The sequence below is a fragment of the Bradyrhizobium sp. AUGA SZCCT0177 genome, from assembly GCF_018130125.1.
Taxonomy (GTDB): domain Bacteria; phylum Pseudomonadota; class Alphaproteobacteria; order Rhizobiales; family Xanthobacteraceae; genus Bradyrhizobium.
The window spans coordinates 1-16,832 of sequence record NZ_JAFCMA010000016.1; the positions used below are offsets into that span (position 1 = coordinate 1).

Consider the following 16,832-nt stretch of genomic DNA (forward strand, 5'->3'; position numbering starts at 1 on the left):
TCTCATGTGCGATTGTGCATAAGAATGCTGCACATGAGCATACAGGGCAGCGGAGAACATCCGACATTCCCTGCGCAATGGCTTTACGGTTTATAGCGCGCTCTCCCCGGTGAGACGGCCTCTATTGCCACCGTCGCCCCTCGGAAGCGTTAGCTCCCGAAAGACTTGACGCCGTTACGGGCGCCAGGACCACACGCCTTCACCGTACGCATCAGCCGCGACCGTCAATCGCAACATCAGCGTCCACCGCGACCCGCCCCTCGTTGTGACGATGGCCAACGCCCCTCTGAGTGGGACGGGATGGCGAGAATGTGCCGATGATTTGGGTCGAAGGAAAGGAAAATATTTTTGATTTTCGGAAATTCTGGACTTGACACGATTTCCGTAAATCGGAACTGATTTGCCCGTCGGGCAAATTTTGTTGATTGCGCTCGCCTTTTTTGCGTCATTCCCGATCGGCAATTGCGTATCGTACAAGGCACCTCAATCAGCGTCGGTAATTTTTCCTTTGCCGGTACAGGCCACGCACTTGGCCGGATAGATTCTGCGGGTTGCCAGCACAGGCTGCTTCACCACGGGGAAGCCCGTTCCTTTGCAGGCGGAGCACGTATGCTCCCTGATTTTTTGCGTCATGATTTTCATTCGCTGCCTCCTGGGTGGTGATCCCGCCAATATGCACGCTGGCCGCCCCAAGACGCTGATCAATATTGCTCATCCTGTGCGAATTTGTACAAGCGGCGGCGGGTCGGGAAAAAGCGCAGCCTGGGTCGATTTGGCAATACAGCTATCATTTCCTTGAAATGAGAGACGCCAATTTCATGTCATTGTGCAAAATGGACTGTTCGGCCCGATTATCCCATTTAAGGGATACGCCCGACCAGTTCCTCTCCGTGACGGTTGCCTGATCGCCTTCATCTGCACCCCAGCGAATGCGACTACCGACCTTGAGATTCCTTGATTCATCGCCGGTCATCGTCGGCTCATGTCCCCGGTGGCCGCGGCCCCTGGAATTGGATGCCGCACTTCTTGATGTTTGCGGCTTGTTCAATGGCAACCATCTGCCCCTTCATTTGGGCAAGCTCGGCTGCGGTCTGCTTGTCGCCGCCGACGAAAAACGCGGCTGGCCAAAAGATGACAACGGCCGCAGCGGTTGCCAGGCCGTCGTTGGTTCGCTTTTGATCCTGAACGCCCGATAGCGAAGCGGCCCGGGTTGAAACGGCCTGTGCTTGCTGAGCCAGTTGCTGACACGTATAACTCTGATACGCGACCGGCGAGACGTAAGCCGGCATGATATCAGATGAACTCGACGCGCAGCCAGCCAGCGCGGTGCAAAGCACCACGATCCCGAGATTTCGCATTTTTGACTTCCCCCTGCCCAGGAGGTGTTGCGCCTACTGTGGCGGGAACACAAGGCACTCGCAGGCAGTTTGGCGCTTCCCGGTATTAGTACTGCCTTCCCGCCAAATGATGCGCGGGATTTCCATGGCCAACAAAAGGTTGCTGCTTAGCGAATCCACGACGCATCGCGCATCCTGTGAATTACCCCCCACCCACCAGCGCCAGAAACACCCGTCGCACCTCCGCCTCGGTCTCCCTTACCCTTGCCTGCAGCGTCGAGAAATCCGGGGTGTCGCCGGCGCGCGCCATTACGCGCTGCAGATTCTCGCCTGCGGTTTCCGGGTTGAACTTGCCGTTCACGCACAAACGCAAAATCTGGGTCAGGTCGTGATAGAGCCGCGCAGCCTGGCGCAGCACTTCGGCTTCGGCTTGCGGCAGCACGCCAAGCCGCGCGGCCTGGTCGAGCACTTGCAGCGTCGAGACGCTGAGGATTTCGGGTTTGGCTGAAGCATAAGCCAGCTGCAGATATTGCGCGATGAAATCGATATCGACGAGGCCGCCGGCTGCGAGTTTCAGGTCCCAGATGTCGTCCTCGCCTTTTTCCAGTGCGATGGCGCGGCGCATGTCGGCGACGTCGGTCGCCGTGCTGGCGGGATCGCGGGAGCGGACCAGCACGCCGCGGATGATGTCCTCGATCTTCTTGCGGAACGCAGGGGATGCCGAAATCACCCGCGCCCTCGTCAGCGCCATGTGCTCCCAGGTCCAGGCCTCGCGTTCCTGATAGTCGGCGAATGAATCGATCCGCGACGCCACCGGGCCGGCGCGGCCCGAGGGGCGCAGCCGCATGTCGACGTCATAGAGCACGCCGTAATTGGTCCGCGTCGTGAAGGCCGAGATCAGGCGCTGGGTCAGCCGCGCAAAATACTGCGCGCCGTGCAGCGACCGCTCGCCGTCGGAATCCGGATACTCCTCGTCGAAATCATAAAGCAGGATCAGATCGAGATCGGAGGACGCGGTCATCTCGCGGCTGCCGAGCCGGCCCATCGCAATGATCGCGGTCTCCTGCCCTTTGATCCTGCCATATTGGGTCGCGAACTGGTCGGTGACGAGACCATGCACGGTGTTCACGATACCTTCGGCCACATCGGCAAAGGCGACGCTGGCCTGCTGCGCCGATACGGTACCTGAAAGAATGCGCGTGCCGATCAGGAACAGGCTTTCCTGGCCGAACAACCGCAACCGGTCGAGAAAGTCCTCGTAGGAATCCGCGTCCTTCAATGTCGTCGCAAGCCGCGCGGACAATTCCTTCTGGTCCGGCATCGCGCCGAAAAAGCGCGGGTCGATCAAGCCGTCCATGATCTGCGGCTGACGCGCCAGCATGTCGCCGAGCCGCGGCGCGGCGCCGAGGATCAGCGCCACCAGCGCAACGAGATCGCGGTTCTGGCTCAATAGCGAGATCAACCGCCCGCCGCGCTGCAGCGCGCCGAGGAAACGGTCGAACGCCGTCACGGCATCGTCGGGGTCCTCGGCATGCGCGAGGCCGTCGATCAGGCCGGGGATGAATTCGATGAACGCGCTTTTGGTGGCCTCGTTACGCAGCCCGCGATAATCGCCCGTCATCCATTGCTGCAGGGTGCCTGCGACCATGACCGGCTTCTTGAAACCGAGCGTCGCCAAATGATCCAGCAGCCGCGGGTCTTCGGGTCCCGCGCCGTAATTGACATCGGGCAGTTTCTCGGTGCCGGTCGGATCGCCCTCGAACAGCTTGCTGTAATGCCCCTGCACTGTCTTGAGGTGGCCGAGCAAATCTTTTGCGAAGGCGGCGCGGCTCTCATAGCCGAAGAAGTTTGCGAAACGCTCCATGGCTTCGGGCTCGTCGGGCAGCGCATGGGTCTGCTCGTCCGATATCATCTGCAGCCGGTGCTCGACGCGGCGCAGATATTCGTAAGCGATGGTGAGCTCTTCCTGCGCCTGAAACGTGATCCAGTTGCTGGTCGCCAGCACCTGCAACGCCTGCAGCGTCGGCCGCACCCGCAAATGCGGATGCCGGCCACCCGCGATCAATTGCTGGGTCTGGGCGAAGAATTCGATTTCGCGGATGCCGCCGCGGCCGACCTTGACGTTATGGCCCTCGACCGAGATCTCGCTTTGGCCGCGATAGGTCTGCATCTGCCGCTTCATGTCATGGACGTCGGCAAGCGCGGCGAAATCGAGATGCTTGCGCCAGACAAACGGTGCCAGTTCGGCAATCAGCGCCTCGCCGGCCTTGGGATCACCGGCGCAGGGCCGCGCCTTGATCATCGCGGCGCGTTCCCAAGTGCGCCCTTCCCGCTCGTAATAATGCAGCGCCGCGTCGGTCGACATCGCGACTTGCGTCGAGGCGGGATCGGGGCGCAGCCGCAGATCGACGCGGAACACATAGCCGTCGCCGCTGCGCTGCTGCAGAATCCGTGCGAGCGCCTGCGTGACGCGCACGAAGAACGGCGCCGGTTCGATGTCGGCGACGAGCGAGGTCGCGGCGGGATCGAAGAACACGATCAGGTCGATGTCGCTGGAGTAGTTCAGTTCGCCTGCGCCCATCTTGCCCATCGCGAGCACGATCAGGCCGCAGCCTTCCTCGGGCCGGTCATGGTTGGCTGCATTCATCCGGCCGCGCACGACCTCCTGTCGGAGCAGGAACCGCAGCGCCGCCTGCACTGAAGCGACCGCGAGATCGGTCAGCGCCGCCGTCACGCGCATCACAGGCCAGACCCCGCCGATGTCGCACAGCGCGGTCATCAACGCGGCTTCCGCCTTCATGCGGCGAAGCAGATGCATCACGTCGGCTTCGCTGGCCGCATTGAATACGTCGCTGGTGGTTTTCTCGATCAGCGTGGAAAGGTGCGACTCCGGGTCGCACGCCAGCAAGCGGATCAGCCGCGCGGCGTCGGCGCGGAACAGATCGAACAGATAGGGCGAGAACTCCGCGATGCCCAGCAGGATGCGCCTGGCGAACGGCTGCGCCAGCACGGCCTCGAGCGCAGCCAACTGCGCCGGCTCCAGTTCGGAGAGCCAGGCTGAAAATATCTGTTCGGCATTGCTGGAAGCGGAGACATGCGGCCCGTCCACGAAGCGCGCGGCGAGGCCCTGTCCTTCCGCGTTGCCCGGCGCGGATGAGTTCATGCCACCTTCTGTGGCACATCCTGCGTTTGAGCCGCAAGCCTGTCACCGGAGGCCGCGCGCGCCGGAATGGCCAGCGTCGCGACCAGGCCCGGATGCGCATCGCCGAGCCGCAGTTCGCCGCCATGCAGGGTTGCCACCGCCGAGGCCAGGCTGAGGCCGAGGCCGGACCCCGGCAGCGTCCGGCTGGCCTCCAGCCGCACGAACCGTTCCACCGCGTGCTTGCGATCGCCTTCGGGAATGCCGGGGCCGTGATCGGTGACGCTGAGCAGCACGGTATCGCCCTCGCGCCGCGACTCGATCAGGATCTCCCGGGAACGTGCCGCCACCGCGGCGTCCAGCGGCTGCACCGCCGGATCCGGCTTGCCGTATTTGATCGCGTTCTCGACCAGATTGGCCAGCGCCTGGCTGATCAGCTCGCGGTTGCCGTGCAGGGCTGCGGGTGCGGCCCTGACGCGCAAGGTCAGGCCGTCGTCTTCGGCCAGCGGCTCGTAGAGTTCGTGGATGCCTTTTGCGACGTCGGCGGCGTCGAAATCGTCCATGTTGCCGCGCGCCTGCCCGGACTCGGCGCGCGCGATCATCAACAGCGCGTTGAAGGTGCGGATCAGGCCGTCGGATTCCTCGATGGTGCGTTCGAGCGCGGCGCGGTATTCGCTCTCGCTGCCTGAACTCGCCAATGCCTCCTCGGCGCGGTTGCGCAGCCGCGTCAGCGGTGTCTTCAGGTCATGGGCGATGTTGTCGGAGACTTCCTTGAGCCCCGTCATCAGGGCCTCGATCCGCTCCAGCATGGCGTTGAGGTTTTGCGCGAGCCGGTCGAGTTCGTCGCCGCTGCGGCCCACCGGCAGCCGGCCGGAGAGATCGCCGGCCATGATGCGCCGGGTGGTGCCGGTCATGGCGTCGATCCGGTGCAGCACCCGCCGCGCCACGAAGATGCCACCGCCGAGACCGAGCACGATGACGACCAGCAGCGACCATTGCGCGGCGTTGGCGACGATGCCGAACATCCGCCTTCGTTCCTCGAGGTCGCGTCCGACCAGCAGCCGAAAACCGTTGTCGAGTTGGGTGACGCGCACCAGCGCGCGATGGTGGGCGGTGTCCTGCTCGTCGAGCCGGCGGTACGCCGTCTCGGACCAGCCCGAAGAGGCCATGACGCCCGGAGAGAGCGATTCGACATTGCCGCCGAACGCCGTTCCCGCCGGCGTGGTGACGAGATAGAGATTGGCGCCGGGCCGCAGCGTGCGGCGGCCGAGCGTGAGGGCAAGGCCCTGCAGCCCGCGGCGTGCGTAGATGATCTCGATCTCTGCGATCTCGGCGTTGACGGTCGCGGTGATCTGCTCGTTGATCAGCCGGCGCGTATTCCAGGCGAAATAGCCCAGGAGCGAGGCGGCAAACAGCGCAAACAGAAACAGGTACACCAGCGTCAGCCGAAACGCCGTGGTGCGGATCAGTTTACCGAATGCCGTCACGGATCATGTATCCAATCTGAGTGCTTCGTCTGTTATCACTGACCGTCGTCACAGCTTTTATTTCCATTTATTTTCAATGTATTGCTGGCATCTACCGTCGTCTGGCTTCGCTAAAAATCGCCGAACGCCGGCCGGTTTTGGTGAAATAACGGTAAGTTAACGCTGCTTTCCCTCGTAAAGTATCCGTGATGGTCACCGATCCAAAGCAGGTCGATTTTGGAACAACTAACCATCACGACCGAGCATCCGTGACGGTAAGTGGTAAGCAGAACGGGAACGTTAAAGTGGCACTCAATTCGAACCAAGTTAAATCCCTGCAACCTGGCGTACATGCGGACGGTGGGGGCTTTATCTGGTGGTGCGCGAGAGCGGTGATCGGGTGTGGGCCTTCCGCTTCACCGACCTCGAGGGCACGCGGGCCCAGATGGGAGTTCGCCAGGGCTGGCGATCGCGACAGCGCAAGCGGTGACGTTCTGACCCTTAGTGGGCGCGCGAGAAGGCGCGCGACTATAAGGTCGCGTTGAAGCGCGAGGGCATCGATCCGCGCGTCAAGAAGCGGGCCACCGCTCAGGGCAGCAAGACCTTCAAGGAGTTTGCCGAGGAGCAGTATCCTGATTGGTGCCAAGGGCTGTCCGAAGAGGAGTTAAAGCAGTGGCAGCGCTCCATCCGGGATGTGCCGAGCCTGCACGACAAGAAACTCCAGGAGATCACCACCGAGCACGTGTTGGAGGCGCTCAAGGCGATCTGGACCGTGAAGCCGGTCACAGCGTCGCGGACGCGCCAGCGGATCGAGCGGCTGATGGACGCCGCCAAAGCCTTGAGACTGCGCGCGGGCGAGAACCCGGCTGCATGGCGCGGCAACCTCAAACATCTGCTCCCGTCGCCCCGCAAGCTGAATCGCAAGAAGGGGCATCGGTCCGCGCCATATACGAAGATGCCGGGAATGATGACAGGGCTGCGCTATGATCCCGGCAACGCCGCGCGCTGCACAGAAGTCGGCATCCTCACCGTGTCGCGGAGGCAGGAAATCCGGCTGATGGAGTGGACGGAACTCGACTTCGAAGCAAGGACGTGGATGGTTCCGGCTGAGAAGATGAAGATTAAGGGCGAGCTAGAGCCGAAGCCGCATCTCGTTCCGCTGTCAGATCAGGCAATCGAGATCATCCAATCGATGCCGCGCACGGATAAGTACGTGTTCCCCTCCGACCACGCGGAGGAACATCAGCCGTTCCGGGCGAACGCGCTTGTTGGGGCCATCGAGCGCACTGCCGTCAAATCCACCATGCATGGCTGCCGCACGAGCTTCCGAAATTGGGGCGCAGACAACAACGAGCACAATTTCCGCCGCGAAGTGCTCGAGTTCTGCCTGTCACACCGTATCGGCGATGAGGCTGAACTGTCGTACTGGGACAGCGAGATGATCAATCGACGCCGCGAGGCGCTGCAGGTGGGCTGACTTCATCAAGCCGCGCAAGGATACGTCGAGCGAGCAGCCACCAAGAAAGCGGCCAAAGCTCAATCTCGTCGCCTAACGAGGCGCACAAACCTACAGCATGCGGTGTCAGCTTAGTGCTGCTTGGTGCACTCAATTCCAACATGAGAATAGTTTGATGCCAACGCCCCCACGCAGGTTAGAAGACATTGTAGAGGCGCTGCGGCCGAAACCAGGCACAACGCGAAAATGCACCGTGCTACTTGGTGCTGGCTGTTCGATCAGCGCGGGGATTCCGTCGCAGGTGCAGTGGTAGAGCATATTAGGACCGCATATCCTGCCGCCTACGCGCGTGCGACCCCCAAAAGACTATCCTGGCTGCATGGCCGCTCTCGACCGGGGGGTCCGACGCGACCTTATTGGCGGATGCATCGACAATGCGAAAATCAATTGGGCCCACCTCGCGCTCGCCCAACTTATAGATCATGACTTTGTCGATCGGGTACTTACTACCAATTTTGATCCGCTCGTTTCCAGGGCTTGCTCACTCATAAATTCGTTCCCGGCGGTTTATGACTTCGCCGCATCGCATCTTTTCAATCCCGACCAGGTGAGTGAAAAGTCGATATTCCATCTCCATGGCCAGCGTGATGGCTTTGTGCTTCTCAACACGCGTGAAGAGGTGAACAAACATCGGCGCTATGTGAAACCTGTTTTCGAGGATGCGCACAAAGGCCGGATTTGGAGTGTGGTCGGTTATAGTGGCGAGAACGATCCGGTTTTTGATCTTCTTGCCGATGTTAGGACGTTCGAGTATGGGCTCTATTGGGTAGGCTATGGAAAGGCGCCGCCGGCCCATGTCTCCAAACGGCTCCTCGCCCCCGGACGGCTCGGCTGACTATCTTCGATGGATAGAAGAACAGGTGTTCTGACAGGGTCTTGATAAGCATGGCGAGAGAGCTGCAAAGCAGCGACCCTGCTCACGATTGGTTTCCTCGCTTGTTAGATCTAACGCGGCCGTCTCGAGGGACGGGCCACGGGCCTCACGGTTCGCCCGGCGAAGCATCGTCCGGAGACGCGCGAAGACGCGCTCCTCACCATGAGGTTCGCTACCGCGCCACGACCTCGACCTCGCCATCAACACCGTTCACCACGTTGAACGGGCGCTCGAACACCTTGCCTTCGTTCTTGGCGATGGCGCGGTATTCGCCTTCGGACAGGACGACGCGGGGAAATGCGCCGATCGATTCCTTGATGACGTCGCCGCCCGGCGTGATGACGGACCAGGCGGTGTTGGCGAGCGCCTCGCCGCCCTTGTCGCTGACCAGCTTTAGCGTGATCACAGCGGCGCGATGGGTGACGATCACGTCGGTCAACTTGCCGGCCTGCACGCGGATGTCGGAACGGACAACGGAATTGGCGTCGCCGTAGTTGGAGATGATGTAGTAGGTGCCCTCCGGCAGCAGCGCGACGTCGCCGCCGGCGACGTTGGGCAACAGCGAGGTCCGCTCCGCGCCGTCGAACTGGCTGCCTTTATAAATCGCGAACGAAATCTGGTTCGGCGGGATCTTGGAGGTGCCGACGCGGCCTTCGATGCGCAGGCCGCCGGCCGGAAGCACGAAGGATTCCCGATCGGTCTCCGACTTCAGGCTCACCGCCCGCACCGCGCTGACGAGGCCGAGCGCGACGTGCACGACATAATTGCCCGGCGGCAGCACGATGTTCGGGGTCGCACCGCGGTCCTCGCGGATCAGGCGGAACGTGCCGTTATCGTCCGGCTTGTCCGCGAACACCCGCCACACCAACCCGCTGTTGATGACCGGCAAATCCTTGCCGTAGCGCGCCGTCAACGACAGCACGGCCTGGCCAGGCGTCGCGGCGCCCGGCGGCGGCGCAACCGGCGGGACGGTGGCGATCGACGGCGGCACCAGGGTCGGCTGCGTCAGCGTTGGCGGCAGGGCGGGAATCGAGCCCGGCGGCGCCAGGTTCATCGCAGGACCCGACGGTGCATCCGGAATCGAACCCGGCGGCACCGGCGGCGGGCGATCGGAGAACATCTGGGCCGAAGCCGGGCCAGGTGCCAGCAACACCAAGGCAAACATTGAGGCAAGCAGAAGCCGCGGGAAAAGCCGCCATGCGCTCCCGTCCCCGCCGATGCCATTGCCTCGCCAAGTCATCGCCATGCTTTTCACTGAAAACGCGGCAAATTCAAGCCTGCAGAGTAGCCCGAAAGAGCAGCCCGAAGCCTCCTGGACCAAGGAACCGGCAGTTGATCACGCGGTCGCAGTCCAGTCATAATCTCCGCCTAGGCCGCTTTGGCCGGGCATAAACCATGCATCTGGAATTGATTGACATGATTCTGGTACGGCCATGCCGCGGCGAATATGCTTGAGCCGCAGGAGAGTTTTTCGTGTTGGATAACTGGATGGGCCGCGGCCAAAAGGGCTCCGACGGCCGTGACGAGGTAGGGCTCGGCAGCATCCGCCGGCCGGTGATCGGGCTGGCGCTGGGCGGCGGCGCCGCGCGCGGGTTCGCCCATATCGGCATCATCAAGACCCTGGTCGCCCACGGTATCCATCCCAATGTCGTGGTGGGAACGTCGATGGGCGCGGTGATCGGCGGCGGCTACGCCTCCGGAAATCTCGAAAAGGTGGAAGAATGGGCGCGCGGCCTGCAGCCGCGCAATATTTTCAGCTATCTCGATATCCGTCTCAACGGCTCCGGCCTGATCGGCGGCAGCAGGCTTGCCGCCCAACTCGAGACGACGATGGGTCAGGGCCTGATCGAGGACCTGCCGGTGAAATTCGCCACTGTTGCGACCGAAGTGCGCACCGGCCACGAGATCTGGCTGACCCATGGCCGCATGATCGACGCGATGCAGGCCTCATACGCGCTGCCGGGAATATTCTCGCCGGTCCTGATCGGCGACCGCTGGCTGGTCGATGGCGCGCTGGTCAACCCGGTTCCGGTGTCGGCGGCCCGCGCCCTCGGCGCGGAGATCGTCATCGCCGCCAATCTCTCCAGCGACGTCTTTACCCACTCGACGACGATCTATGCGCATGGCCCTTCCGCCGAGCTTGCGGTTGTGCCGGAAGCAGCGCCTGAACCTGCAACTCCGAAGCGCGGCCTCGGAAAATTCTTCTCCGCCGAACGCACCGTAAAGCGCGAATTCTTCGGCGCGCCCGGCCGGCCGGGAATTTCCACGGTCATGGTCGACGCCTTCAACATCATGCAGGACCGCATCACCCGCGCGCGGCTGGCCGGCGATCCGCCGGATCTCCTGATCTCGCCCCGGGTCGGCAAGATCGGCTTGTTCGATTTTCACCGCGCCGACGATCTGATCGCCCATGGCGTGCGCGCCGCCGAGCGCGCCATCGATTCCATCCAGGAAGCGATCCACATTCTGGCGCCGCCAGCGGCTGGTGCCGCCGCGCCCGCCGAAAAGGCCGGACCAGAGAAAGAATAGGGCTCAGGCGGTCTTGATGTAGTCGCGCAGCGCTTCCTGCTCGGCTTCATATTCGTGGACACGGCGCTTGACGATGTCGCCGATCGAGATCAGGCCGACCACCTTGCCCTCCTCGACGACAGGCAAATGCCTGAACTTGCCCAGCGTCATCATTTCCATGATGCCGCTGACCGTGTCCGACTCCCGGCAACTGACGACCTTGCGCGTCATCACGGCGCTGACCGGCTCATCCAGCACCTTGGCGCCGCGCTCGCCGAGCACACGAACGATGTCGCGTTCCGACAAGATGCCTTCGAGGCGTCCCTGGTTCATGACCAGCACGGCGCCGATCTTGCGCTCGCCCAGGAGCTTGACCGCGGCCGAGAGCTTGGCATCTGGCTCGACGTTCAGGATGTCATGGCCTTTGGAATCGAGAATTGCACGTACCGTCATTGCCGCCTCCTGAATCGGTGCGCACCCCTTTTGGGGGTTCGACTTGTTCGCGAGTCTTCAATCAACAGTTCCGCGCCGAACTCGTTTCAAGAGCGTTCGTTTCAGGCGCGGTCTACAAGCTCGGCTGTCCAGCATGGCAGCGGGCTTTGTCTTGTGTCACACATGTCAAGATGATGGATGAAATCGCGGTGCGCCGCAAGCGACGATCAGACGCGGTCGGCCTCGTCAGGCGATGACGCATCTGCAGCATGCGCTGCCGCCCGTGGCACCGGATCGAACAGCGAAAACAGCATCAGGCCGGCGAGAAATCCGCCGATATGCGCTTGCCACGCCACGGTGCCGCCGTCGGCGCCGATCGCAATCGATCCGACGCCAAAGATGATGTTGACGCCGAACCACACCGCCAGAAATCCCAGCACGCGCGTGTCGCGAAAGGCCTGTCCGAGCGACAGCGCCGGCACCTTCGCCGCTTCATCCGCGTCGCCGCGGCTGAACGACAGAAAGCTTCCCTTCACGAAGGCAAAGCGAATGGCGGCCGCCATGGTGCCGGACACCGACGCCGACGCGCCGATCATCGGCGCGATCGCGTGTTCATGCGTGAGCAGATGTGCAATCGCGCCGGCCGCGGCCGTCACGGCCATGAACAGGTAAAACCTGACCGCGCCGAACCGGCGCGCCAGCGCGCTGCCGAACGGCAACAGCCACAGCACGTTGAAGCCGATATGGGTGAGATTGGCGTGCAGCAGCGAATAGGTGACGAAGGTCCAGACCTTGGCGCCCGCTCCGCCGGGAAAATCGATGTTGAGCAGCGTCGAATCGTAGCGTTTCGGAATGAAACCGAAGACGTCGATGGTCCAGTTCTCGAGGTCCGGCGGCAGCAGCACCCGCAGATGAATGACCGCGATCAGCGCGATATAGGCCGTCAGCGCACCCGGCAGGGTCAGGATCGGCTCTCGCGGACCGTCCGGGGCTTCAAGCTGGGTTTCAGGCTGGGATTCCAAGGGGCCAGGGACCTTTAGAGACCTTTAGAGGCGGCTTTGGGGAATAATCGGCCCAGATAGGCGGCTTTGCCCGCGCTGTGCAAGTGCACAAAATGGCTGTGGTGGACATACCCGTGTCCCCGGCTCTGCAGTGCACCGCAAGAGCGCTGCACTGCGTCCGGGACACGAGACAGGGTCGCTATGCCAACAAGAGCAAAGAAAAAGGGAGGACGCTGAGAACGTCCTCCCTCATCGTGCCGATCTTTTCGCGCCCCTGGAGCTTGGGGGAACATCCCCACCCCTCCCCGCGCGACGACCAAACTGTTTGACGCCACCTGTGTACCAACCGAGCCGGTAAGTCGGAGATAAGCCGGCCGGGCCCGATGCGTTCCACTCTACGCAGGCCGCACCGGGATCGCCAATCTCATAGTTAATTTAACGTTAATAACGCAAAGCCGCCGCCAAAGCGGCCAAACCGCGTCCACGGCATGGACGCTGCACAGCCTGTCCTGCACAACACAGAAGGGACAGCACGTGAGCAAAATCGGGACAGATATGTGCCGCCCTGCCACGGGCGGGGGCGAGGCCAACGTATGAAACATCCATCCAGCCGTCAGTTTTTTGCCTATTGGGACGCAAAACGCGGCCACGCGCGGGCACCTGACCGCAGCGAGATCGAACCTTCCGCGGTACGCGAACTGCTCGGCGACATCTTCGTGCTGGGTTACGAAAACGAGGCCGGCTTCCCCTTCCGCGTCGCCGGAACACGGGTCTGCGCCCTGCTCGGCCGCGACGCAAAGGACAGCAGCTTCTCGGCGCTGTTCGCACCAGAGAGCCGCCGCGAAATCGAAGACGTCGTGACTTACGTCGCCGAAGAAATGCTGGCCGCCGTCGCCGGCATCACCGCGACGTCGGAAGACGGCCGGGCGGCGCATCTGGAATTGCTGCTGCTGCCGTTCAACAACCGCGCGCACGCGCCGATCAGCGTCACCGGCCTGTTGGCGCCGTTCGAGGACGATCTCGGCACCCTGAAGGATTTCAAGCTGACGTCGTGGCGCTATCTGCACCGGCCGGAAAAACTCGTTCCCCGCGCCTTGCGCAAGCTAGCCATCGCGCGCGGCTTCATGGTGTATGAGGGGATTACCGGCCGCTGAACCGCGCGGCGCGCTTTTCAAGAAACGCGTTGCGTCCCTCCAGCGCATCCGCGCTCTTGCGGATCTCGGCCTGCGTCTCGATTTCGCGCCGGAACTGATCGGCATAGCTGGCGTGTTCGCTCTCCTCGAGCAGGCGGCGCGTCGCAACCAGCGCCCGCGTCGGACCGTTTGCAAGCTTGCGCGCCAGCGCCAGCGCGCCGCCCTGAAGCGCGGCATCATCGAACACTTCCCGGACCAGTCCCCATTCCCTGGCCGTCTCGGCCGATAGCGGCTCGTTCATCAACATCAGTTCGAGCGCGCGCTGCCGGCCGACCAGGCGCGGCAACAGCCAGGTCGAGCCGAGATCAGGCACCAGTGCGATCCGGCTGAAGACCTGAATGAAGCTCGCCGAGCGCGCCGCGACAATCACGTCTCCCGCCATCGCGAGACTGAAGCCGCCGCCGGCGGCGACGCCATTGACCGCCACCACGACCGGCACCTGGCATTCGCGCAGCGCCTTGAAGGCCGGCCAGTAATACCGCATCACCCCATCGACAATGTCGTCGCCGAGGATGGCCGCGGCCTTGAGGTTCTGGCCGGAGCAAAAGCCGCGGCCGGCGCCGGTCAGGACCAGCGCCCGTACCCCGGGATCCTCGGTCATCTCAGGGATCGCGAGGGCAAGATCGCCCAACAGGTCGGGCGTCATCGCATTCAGCGTCGCAGGCTCGTCCAGCGTCAGCACGCCAACGGCATCGTCGCGGTCCCGCTTCACTCCCGGCATCGCATCCCTCCCCTTAACTTGGCCGGCCCTGCCGGGCCATTAAGCATGATGGTACCGAAACAACGCACTGACAAACAATCGCTTTCAGCGGTCTTGACCGAAAACGACCTTTGCCGGGATACTGACCGGATTGGACGTGAGCCATGTTTGAGATCATTATTTTCTGCGTCATTTTACTGGCGGTTTCCTATTGGGCGGTCCTGTGGCTGATGGGACGGCGCGAGGATGTTTTGCACGGCGAGTTCGTCGAAGCCGGCGCGCAGGTCGAGGAGCCCGCTCGATCGGTGTTTCCAGAGCGGCCTGCCCGTAAAGTTCAAGCGGTTCGGCAAGTCTTCCCCGAAAGGCCTGTCTTCCCCGAAAAACCCGTCATCACCGAGAAGCCCGACATCACGGAGAAGCGCGTTCAAACCGCAATCGCGGAGCCGGCCGTTCAAGCTGTCTTGCCGGAGCAACCCGCCTTCAGGCCGGAACGGCTGGAGTCGCTGCTCAACTCGATCAAGCAGGATCTCAATCAGCTGGTCCAGAAGTGGCTTTCGACCGCCGGTCGACGTTCAGGCCGAAATCTGTGCGCGCGTTGACATAGCTCGCTCGCGGTCGGAGGTTGCTCGACAACTCTTGAAGGTGCGGCATTGCGCAATCGCTGGGGCATTCTTGCGATCCTGTTCGTGGTTCGCCTCACGATGGCCTTCCAGTTTCAGAGCGTGGCCGCGGTCGCGCCGTTGCTCGGCAGCAATTTCGGCGTCAGCCTTGCCGATATCGGATTGCTGATCGGTCTTTACTTCACGCCGGGCGTGGCGATTGCGTTGCCGGGCGGCGCAATCGGGCAAAGGTTCGGCGACAAGACCACCGTGCTCGCCGCGCTCACGCTGATGCTGATCGGCGGCCTTGCGATGGCGCTGTCGGATTCCTGGAACGTGCAGATGGCGGGACGGCTGATCGCAGGCGCCGGCGGCGTGCTGCTCAACGTCCAGATGACCAAGATGGTCGCCGACTGGTTCGCCGGTCGCGAGATCGCAACGGCGATGGCGATCTTCATCAATTCATGGCCGGCCGGCATTGCGCTTTCGTTGTTGACCCTGCCCGCGATCGGCACCGCCTGGGGCGTGAGCGCGGTCTATTTCGCGGTCGCAGCCTTGATCGGATGGGGGATCGTTCTTCTTGCCGCGGGCTATCGATCGCCGCCGAATGCGGCTGCGGTCTCCGGCGCTCCCGCACGTCTCGACCGCAACGTAACGATCGCGGTGATCGTCGCGGGGCTGCTCTGGGGCATCTACAATATCGGCTTTGCGATGATCTTCAGCTTCGGACCGTTATTGCTGGTCGAACGCGGCTGGTCGATCGCGTCAGCAGGATCGACCATCAGCATCGTGCTGTGGCTGGCGGCGCTCGCGGGCCCGGCAGGCGGATTTCTGGCGGATCGAACCAAGCGCCCGCAGACCGTTCTTGTCGGCGGGTGCATCGTGTTCGCGCTGCTGATGCTGATGCTGCCACGCTCCGGCGCCGTGCTGCTGACAGTCGTCGCGCTCGGCCTCGTCTGCGCGCTGCCGTCGGGGCCGATCATGAGCCTGCCCCCGCAGGTGCTGCAGCCTTCCACCCGCGCGATCGGCATGGGCCTGTTCTACACGGTCTATTATGCGGCGATGATGCTGGGGCCGTTTGTCGGCGGCAGCCTCGCCAAATGGACGGGGACCGCTGCCACCGCATTCGACTTCGGTGCGGCGATGGTTTTGCTGTGCCCGCCGCTGCTGTGGACGTTCAACCGGATTGCGGCGGCACGGACACACACAGCTTGATGCACATACTTGATGCAACCGGCGATAACACATCATTAACCCTGTCGGCCTTAGGGTCTTCCTGACGCCGAAGGACCGGACGTCGGGTGGCGAAGAATGTCGTTTGCGCAAAAAAAATCCACTGTCCCGGTCGCTCAGGAGCGACGGCGCTTCCAGCGCGTGAAAGTCCACCTGCTCGGCCGCTATATGCTGCCGGACCGGCGTGAATTTCCCTGCCAGATCATCAATATGTCGCCGGGCGGATTGGCCCTGCTGGCGCCCGGCATCGGCAATGTCGGCGACCGCGTGATCGCCTATCTCGACCATATCGGCCGGGTTGAGGGCAAGATCACCCGCATCATCGACAATGGTTTTGCCATGACCGTGGGCGCGACCGCGCGCAAACGCGACAAGCTCGCCGCCCAGCTCACCTGGCTCGCCAACCGCGATATTCTCAATCTGCCGGAAGACCGCCGCCACGACCGTATCGTGCCGCGCAACCCGATCGCGCTACTCACGCTCGAGGACGGCAGCAAGATGACCTGCCGGATCATCGACCTCTCGGCGTCGGGTGCGGCGATTGCCGCGGAAAACCGCCCGCCGCTGAAATCGCTTGTCATGCTGGGCAAGGTCCAGTCCCGGGTGGTGCGAAATCTCGAAGAAGGCTTCGCGCTCGAGTTCGTCCACGAGCAAATTGCCGAGACGCTCGAAGACGCGGTTAGCGCGCGGTAAAGCGCCAGCCGCCCCAATCCTCGATTTCCCGACTTCAAAAGGCGGTATCCGCGTTGCCGGATACCGCCTTTGTGCGCTCTGACGCCGGCCAGAGCAGGTTAACGCCGGGCGCTTTTGCAACCACAAGTGCCGCTGCGGCAG

At 62.8% G+C, this 16,832-nt stretch carries 16 protein-coding genes; 7 read left to right on the forward strand and 9 right to left on the reverse strand.

All coding sequences use genetic code 11. From position 1 onward, the window contains the following. Positions 1–483 precede the first annotated feature (483 nt). The 5 genes from JQ597_RS19370 to JQ597_RS19390 all read right to left on the reverse strand — a co-directional run bounded on the left by JQ597_RS19370 (position 484) and on the right by JQ597_RS19390 (position 5,963). Positions 484–642, reverse strand: a complete 159-nt coding sequence (locus tag JQ597_RS19370) for a hypothetical protein (RefSeq protein ID WP_212265827.1) — start codon at positions 640–642, stop codon at positions 484–486. A gap of 145 nt (positions 643–787) precedes the next feature. Next, complete coding sequence (locus JQ597_RS19375) at positions 788–973, reverse strand: hypothetical protein (protein WP_212265828.1); 186 nt, start codon at positions 971–973, stop codon at positions 788–790. Positions 974–980: 7 nt separating this feature from the next. Next, complete coding sequence (locus JQ597_RS19380) at positions 981–1,358, reverse strand: hypothetical protein (protein WP_212265829.1); 378 nt, start codon at positions 1,356–1,358, stop codon at positions 981–983. A gap of 181 nt (positions 1,359–1,539) precedes the next feature. Continuing rightward, entirely contained in the window at positions 1,540–4,500 is a 2,961-nt protein-coding gene (locus tag JQ597_RS19385; RefSeq protein ID WP_212265830.1) for a bifunctional [glutamine synthetase] adenylyltransferase/[glutamine synthetase]-adenylyl-L-tyrosine phosphorylase, read from the reverse strand. Further along, a complete protein-coding gene (locus JQ597_RS19390) occupies positions 4,497–5,963 on the reverse strand; it encodes a sensor histidine kinase (protein ID WP_212265831.1) in 1,467 nt (488 codons plus the stop codon). Before JQ597_RS19390 ends, JQ597_RS19385 begins: the two co-directional genes overlap by 4 nt. A 520-nt stretch (positions 5,964–6,483) precedes the next feature. Here JQ597_RS19390 and JQ597_RS19395 point away from each other — a divergent pair. Continuing rightward, positions 6,484–7,419 carry a tyrosine-type recombinase/integrase gene (locus JQ597_RS19395; RefSeq protein WP_212265832.1) on the forward strand — a complete coding sequence of 312 codons (936 nt, stop codon included), beginning with the start codon at positions 6,484–6,486 and terminating at the stop codon, positions 7,417–7,419. 358 nt (positions 7,420–7,777) lie between these two features. After that, a complete protein-coding gene (locus tag JQ597_RS19400) occupies positions 7,778–8,293 on the forward strand; it encodes an SIR2 family protein (RefSeq protein ID WP_212265833.1) in 516 nt (171 codons plus the stop codon). A gap of 211 nt (positions 8,294–8,504) precedes the next feature. Here the strand turns inward: JQ597_RS19400 and JQ597_RS19405 are convergent, their stop codons facing one another. Next, positions 8,505–9,572, reverse strand: a complete 1,068-nt coding sequence (locus JQ597_RS19405) for an RgsD C-terminal domain-containing protein (RefSeq protein WP_212265834.1) — start codon at positions 9,570–9,572, stop codon at positions 8,505–8,507. Between the two features lie 233 nt (positions 9,573–9,805). On the opposite strand from JQ597_RS19405, the gene JQ597_RS19410 reads away from it, so the two are divergent. After that, positions 9,806–10,861, forward strand: a complete 1,056-nt coding sequence (locus JQ597_RS19410) for a patatin-like phospholipase family protein (protein WP_312010908.1) — start codon at positions 9,806–9,808, stop codon at positions 10,859–10,861. Between the two features lie 3 nt (positions 10,862–10,864). On the opposite strand, the gene JQ597_RS19415 is transcribed toward JQ597_RS19410, so the two are convergent. After that, positions 10,865–11,293 (reverse strand): CBS domain-containing protein, encoded by a 429-nt coding sequence (locus tag JQ597_RS19415; protein WP_212265835.1) that lies wholly within the window; start codon positions 11,291–11,293, stop codon positions 10,865–10,867. Positions 11,294–11,499: 206 nt separating this feature from the next. Next, complete coding sequence (locus JQ597_RS19420) at positions 11,500–12,294, reverse strand: rhomboid family intramembrane serine protease (RefSeq protein ID WP_212265836.1); 795 nt, start codon at positions 12,292–12,294, stop codon at positions 11,500–11,502. Between the two features lie 572 nt (positions 12,295–12,866). Between JQ597_RS19420 and JQ597_RS19425 the strand changes: the two genes are divergently transcribed. Continuing rightward, positions 12,867–13,427: a PAS domain-containing protein gene (locus JQ597_RS19425; RefSeq protein ID WP_212265837.1), complete on the forward strand. Its 561-nt coding sequence runs from the start codon at positions 12,867–12,869 to the stop codon at positions 13,425–13,427. On the opposite strand, the gene JQ597_RS19430 is transcribed toward JQ597_RS19425, so the two are convergent. Then, the gene (locus tag JQ597_RS19430) at positions 13,414–14,187 is read right to left on the reverse strand and encodes an enoyl-CoA hydratase-related protein (protein WP_212265838.1); all 774 of its coding nucleotides are present in this window, start codon (positions 14,185–14,187) and stop codon (positions 13,414–13,416) included. The two genes, JQ597_RS19425 and JQ597_RS19430, sit on opposite strands and share 14 nt — an antisense overlap. A gap of 143 nt (positions 14,188–14,330) precedes the next feature. Between JQ597_RS19430 and JQ597_RS19435 the strand changes: the two genes are divergently transcribed. The 3 genes from JQ597_RS19435 to JQ597_RS19445 all read left to right on the forward strand — a co-directional run bounded on the left by JQ597_RS19435 (position 14,331) and on the right by JQ597_RS19445 (position 16,691). After that, a complete protein-coding gene (locus tag JQ597_RS19435) occupies positions 14,331–14,765 on the forward strand; it encodes a hypothetical protein (RefSeq protein ID WP_212265839.1) in 435 nt (144 codons plus the stop codon). A gap of 51 nt (positions 14,766–14,816) precedes the next feature. Next, on the forward strand, positions 14,817–15,980 hold the full coding sequence (locus JQ597_RS19440; protein ID WP_212265840.1) for an MFS transporter: 1,164 nt from the start codon (positions 14,817–14,819) through the stop codon (positions 15,978–15,980). A gap of 96 nt (positions 15,981–16,076) precedes the next feature. Next, entirely contained in the window at positions 16,077–16,691 is a 615-nt protein-coding gene (locus JQ597_RS19445; RefSeq protein WP_212204845.1) for a PilZ domain-containing protein, read from the forward strand. The last annotated feature ends 141 nt before the right edge of the window (positions 16,692–16,832 follow it).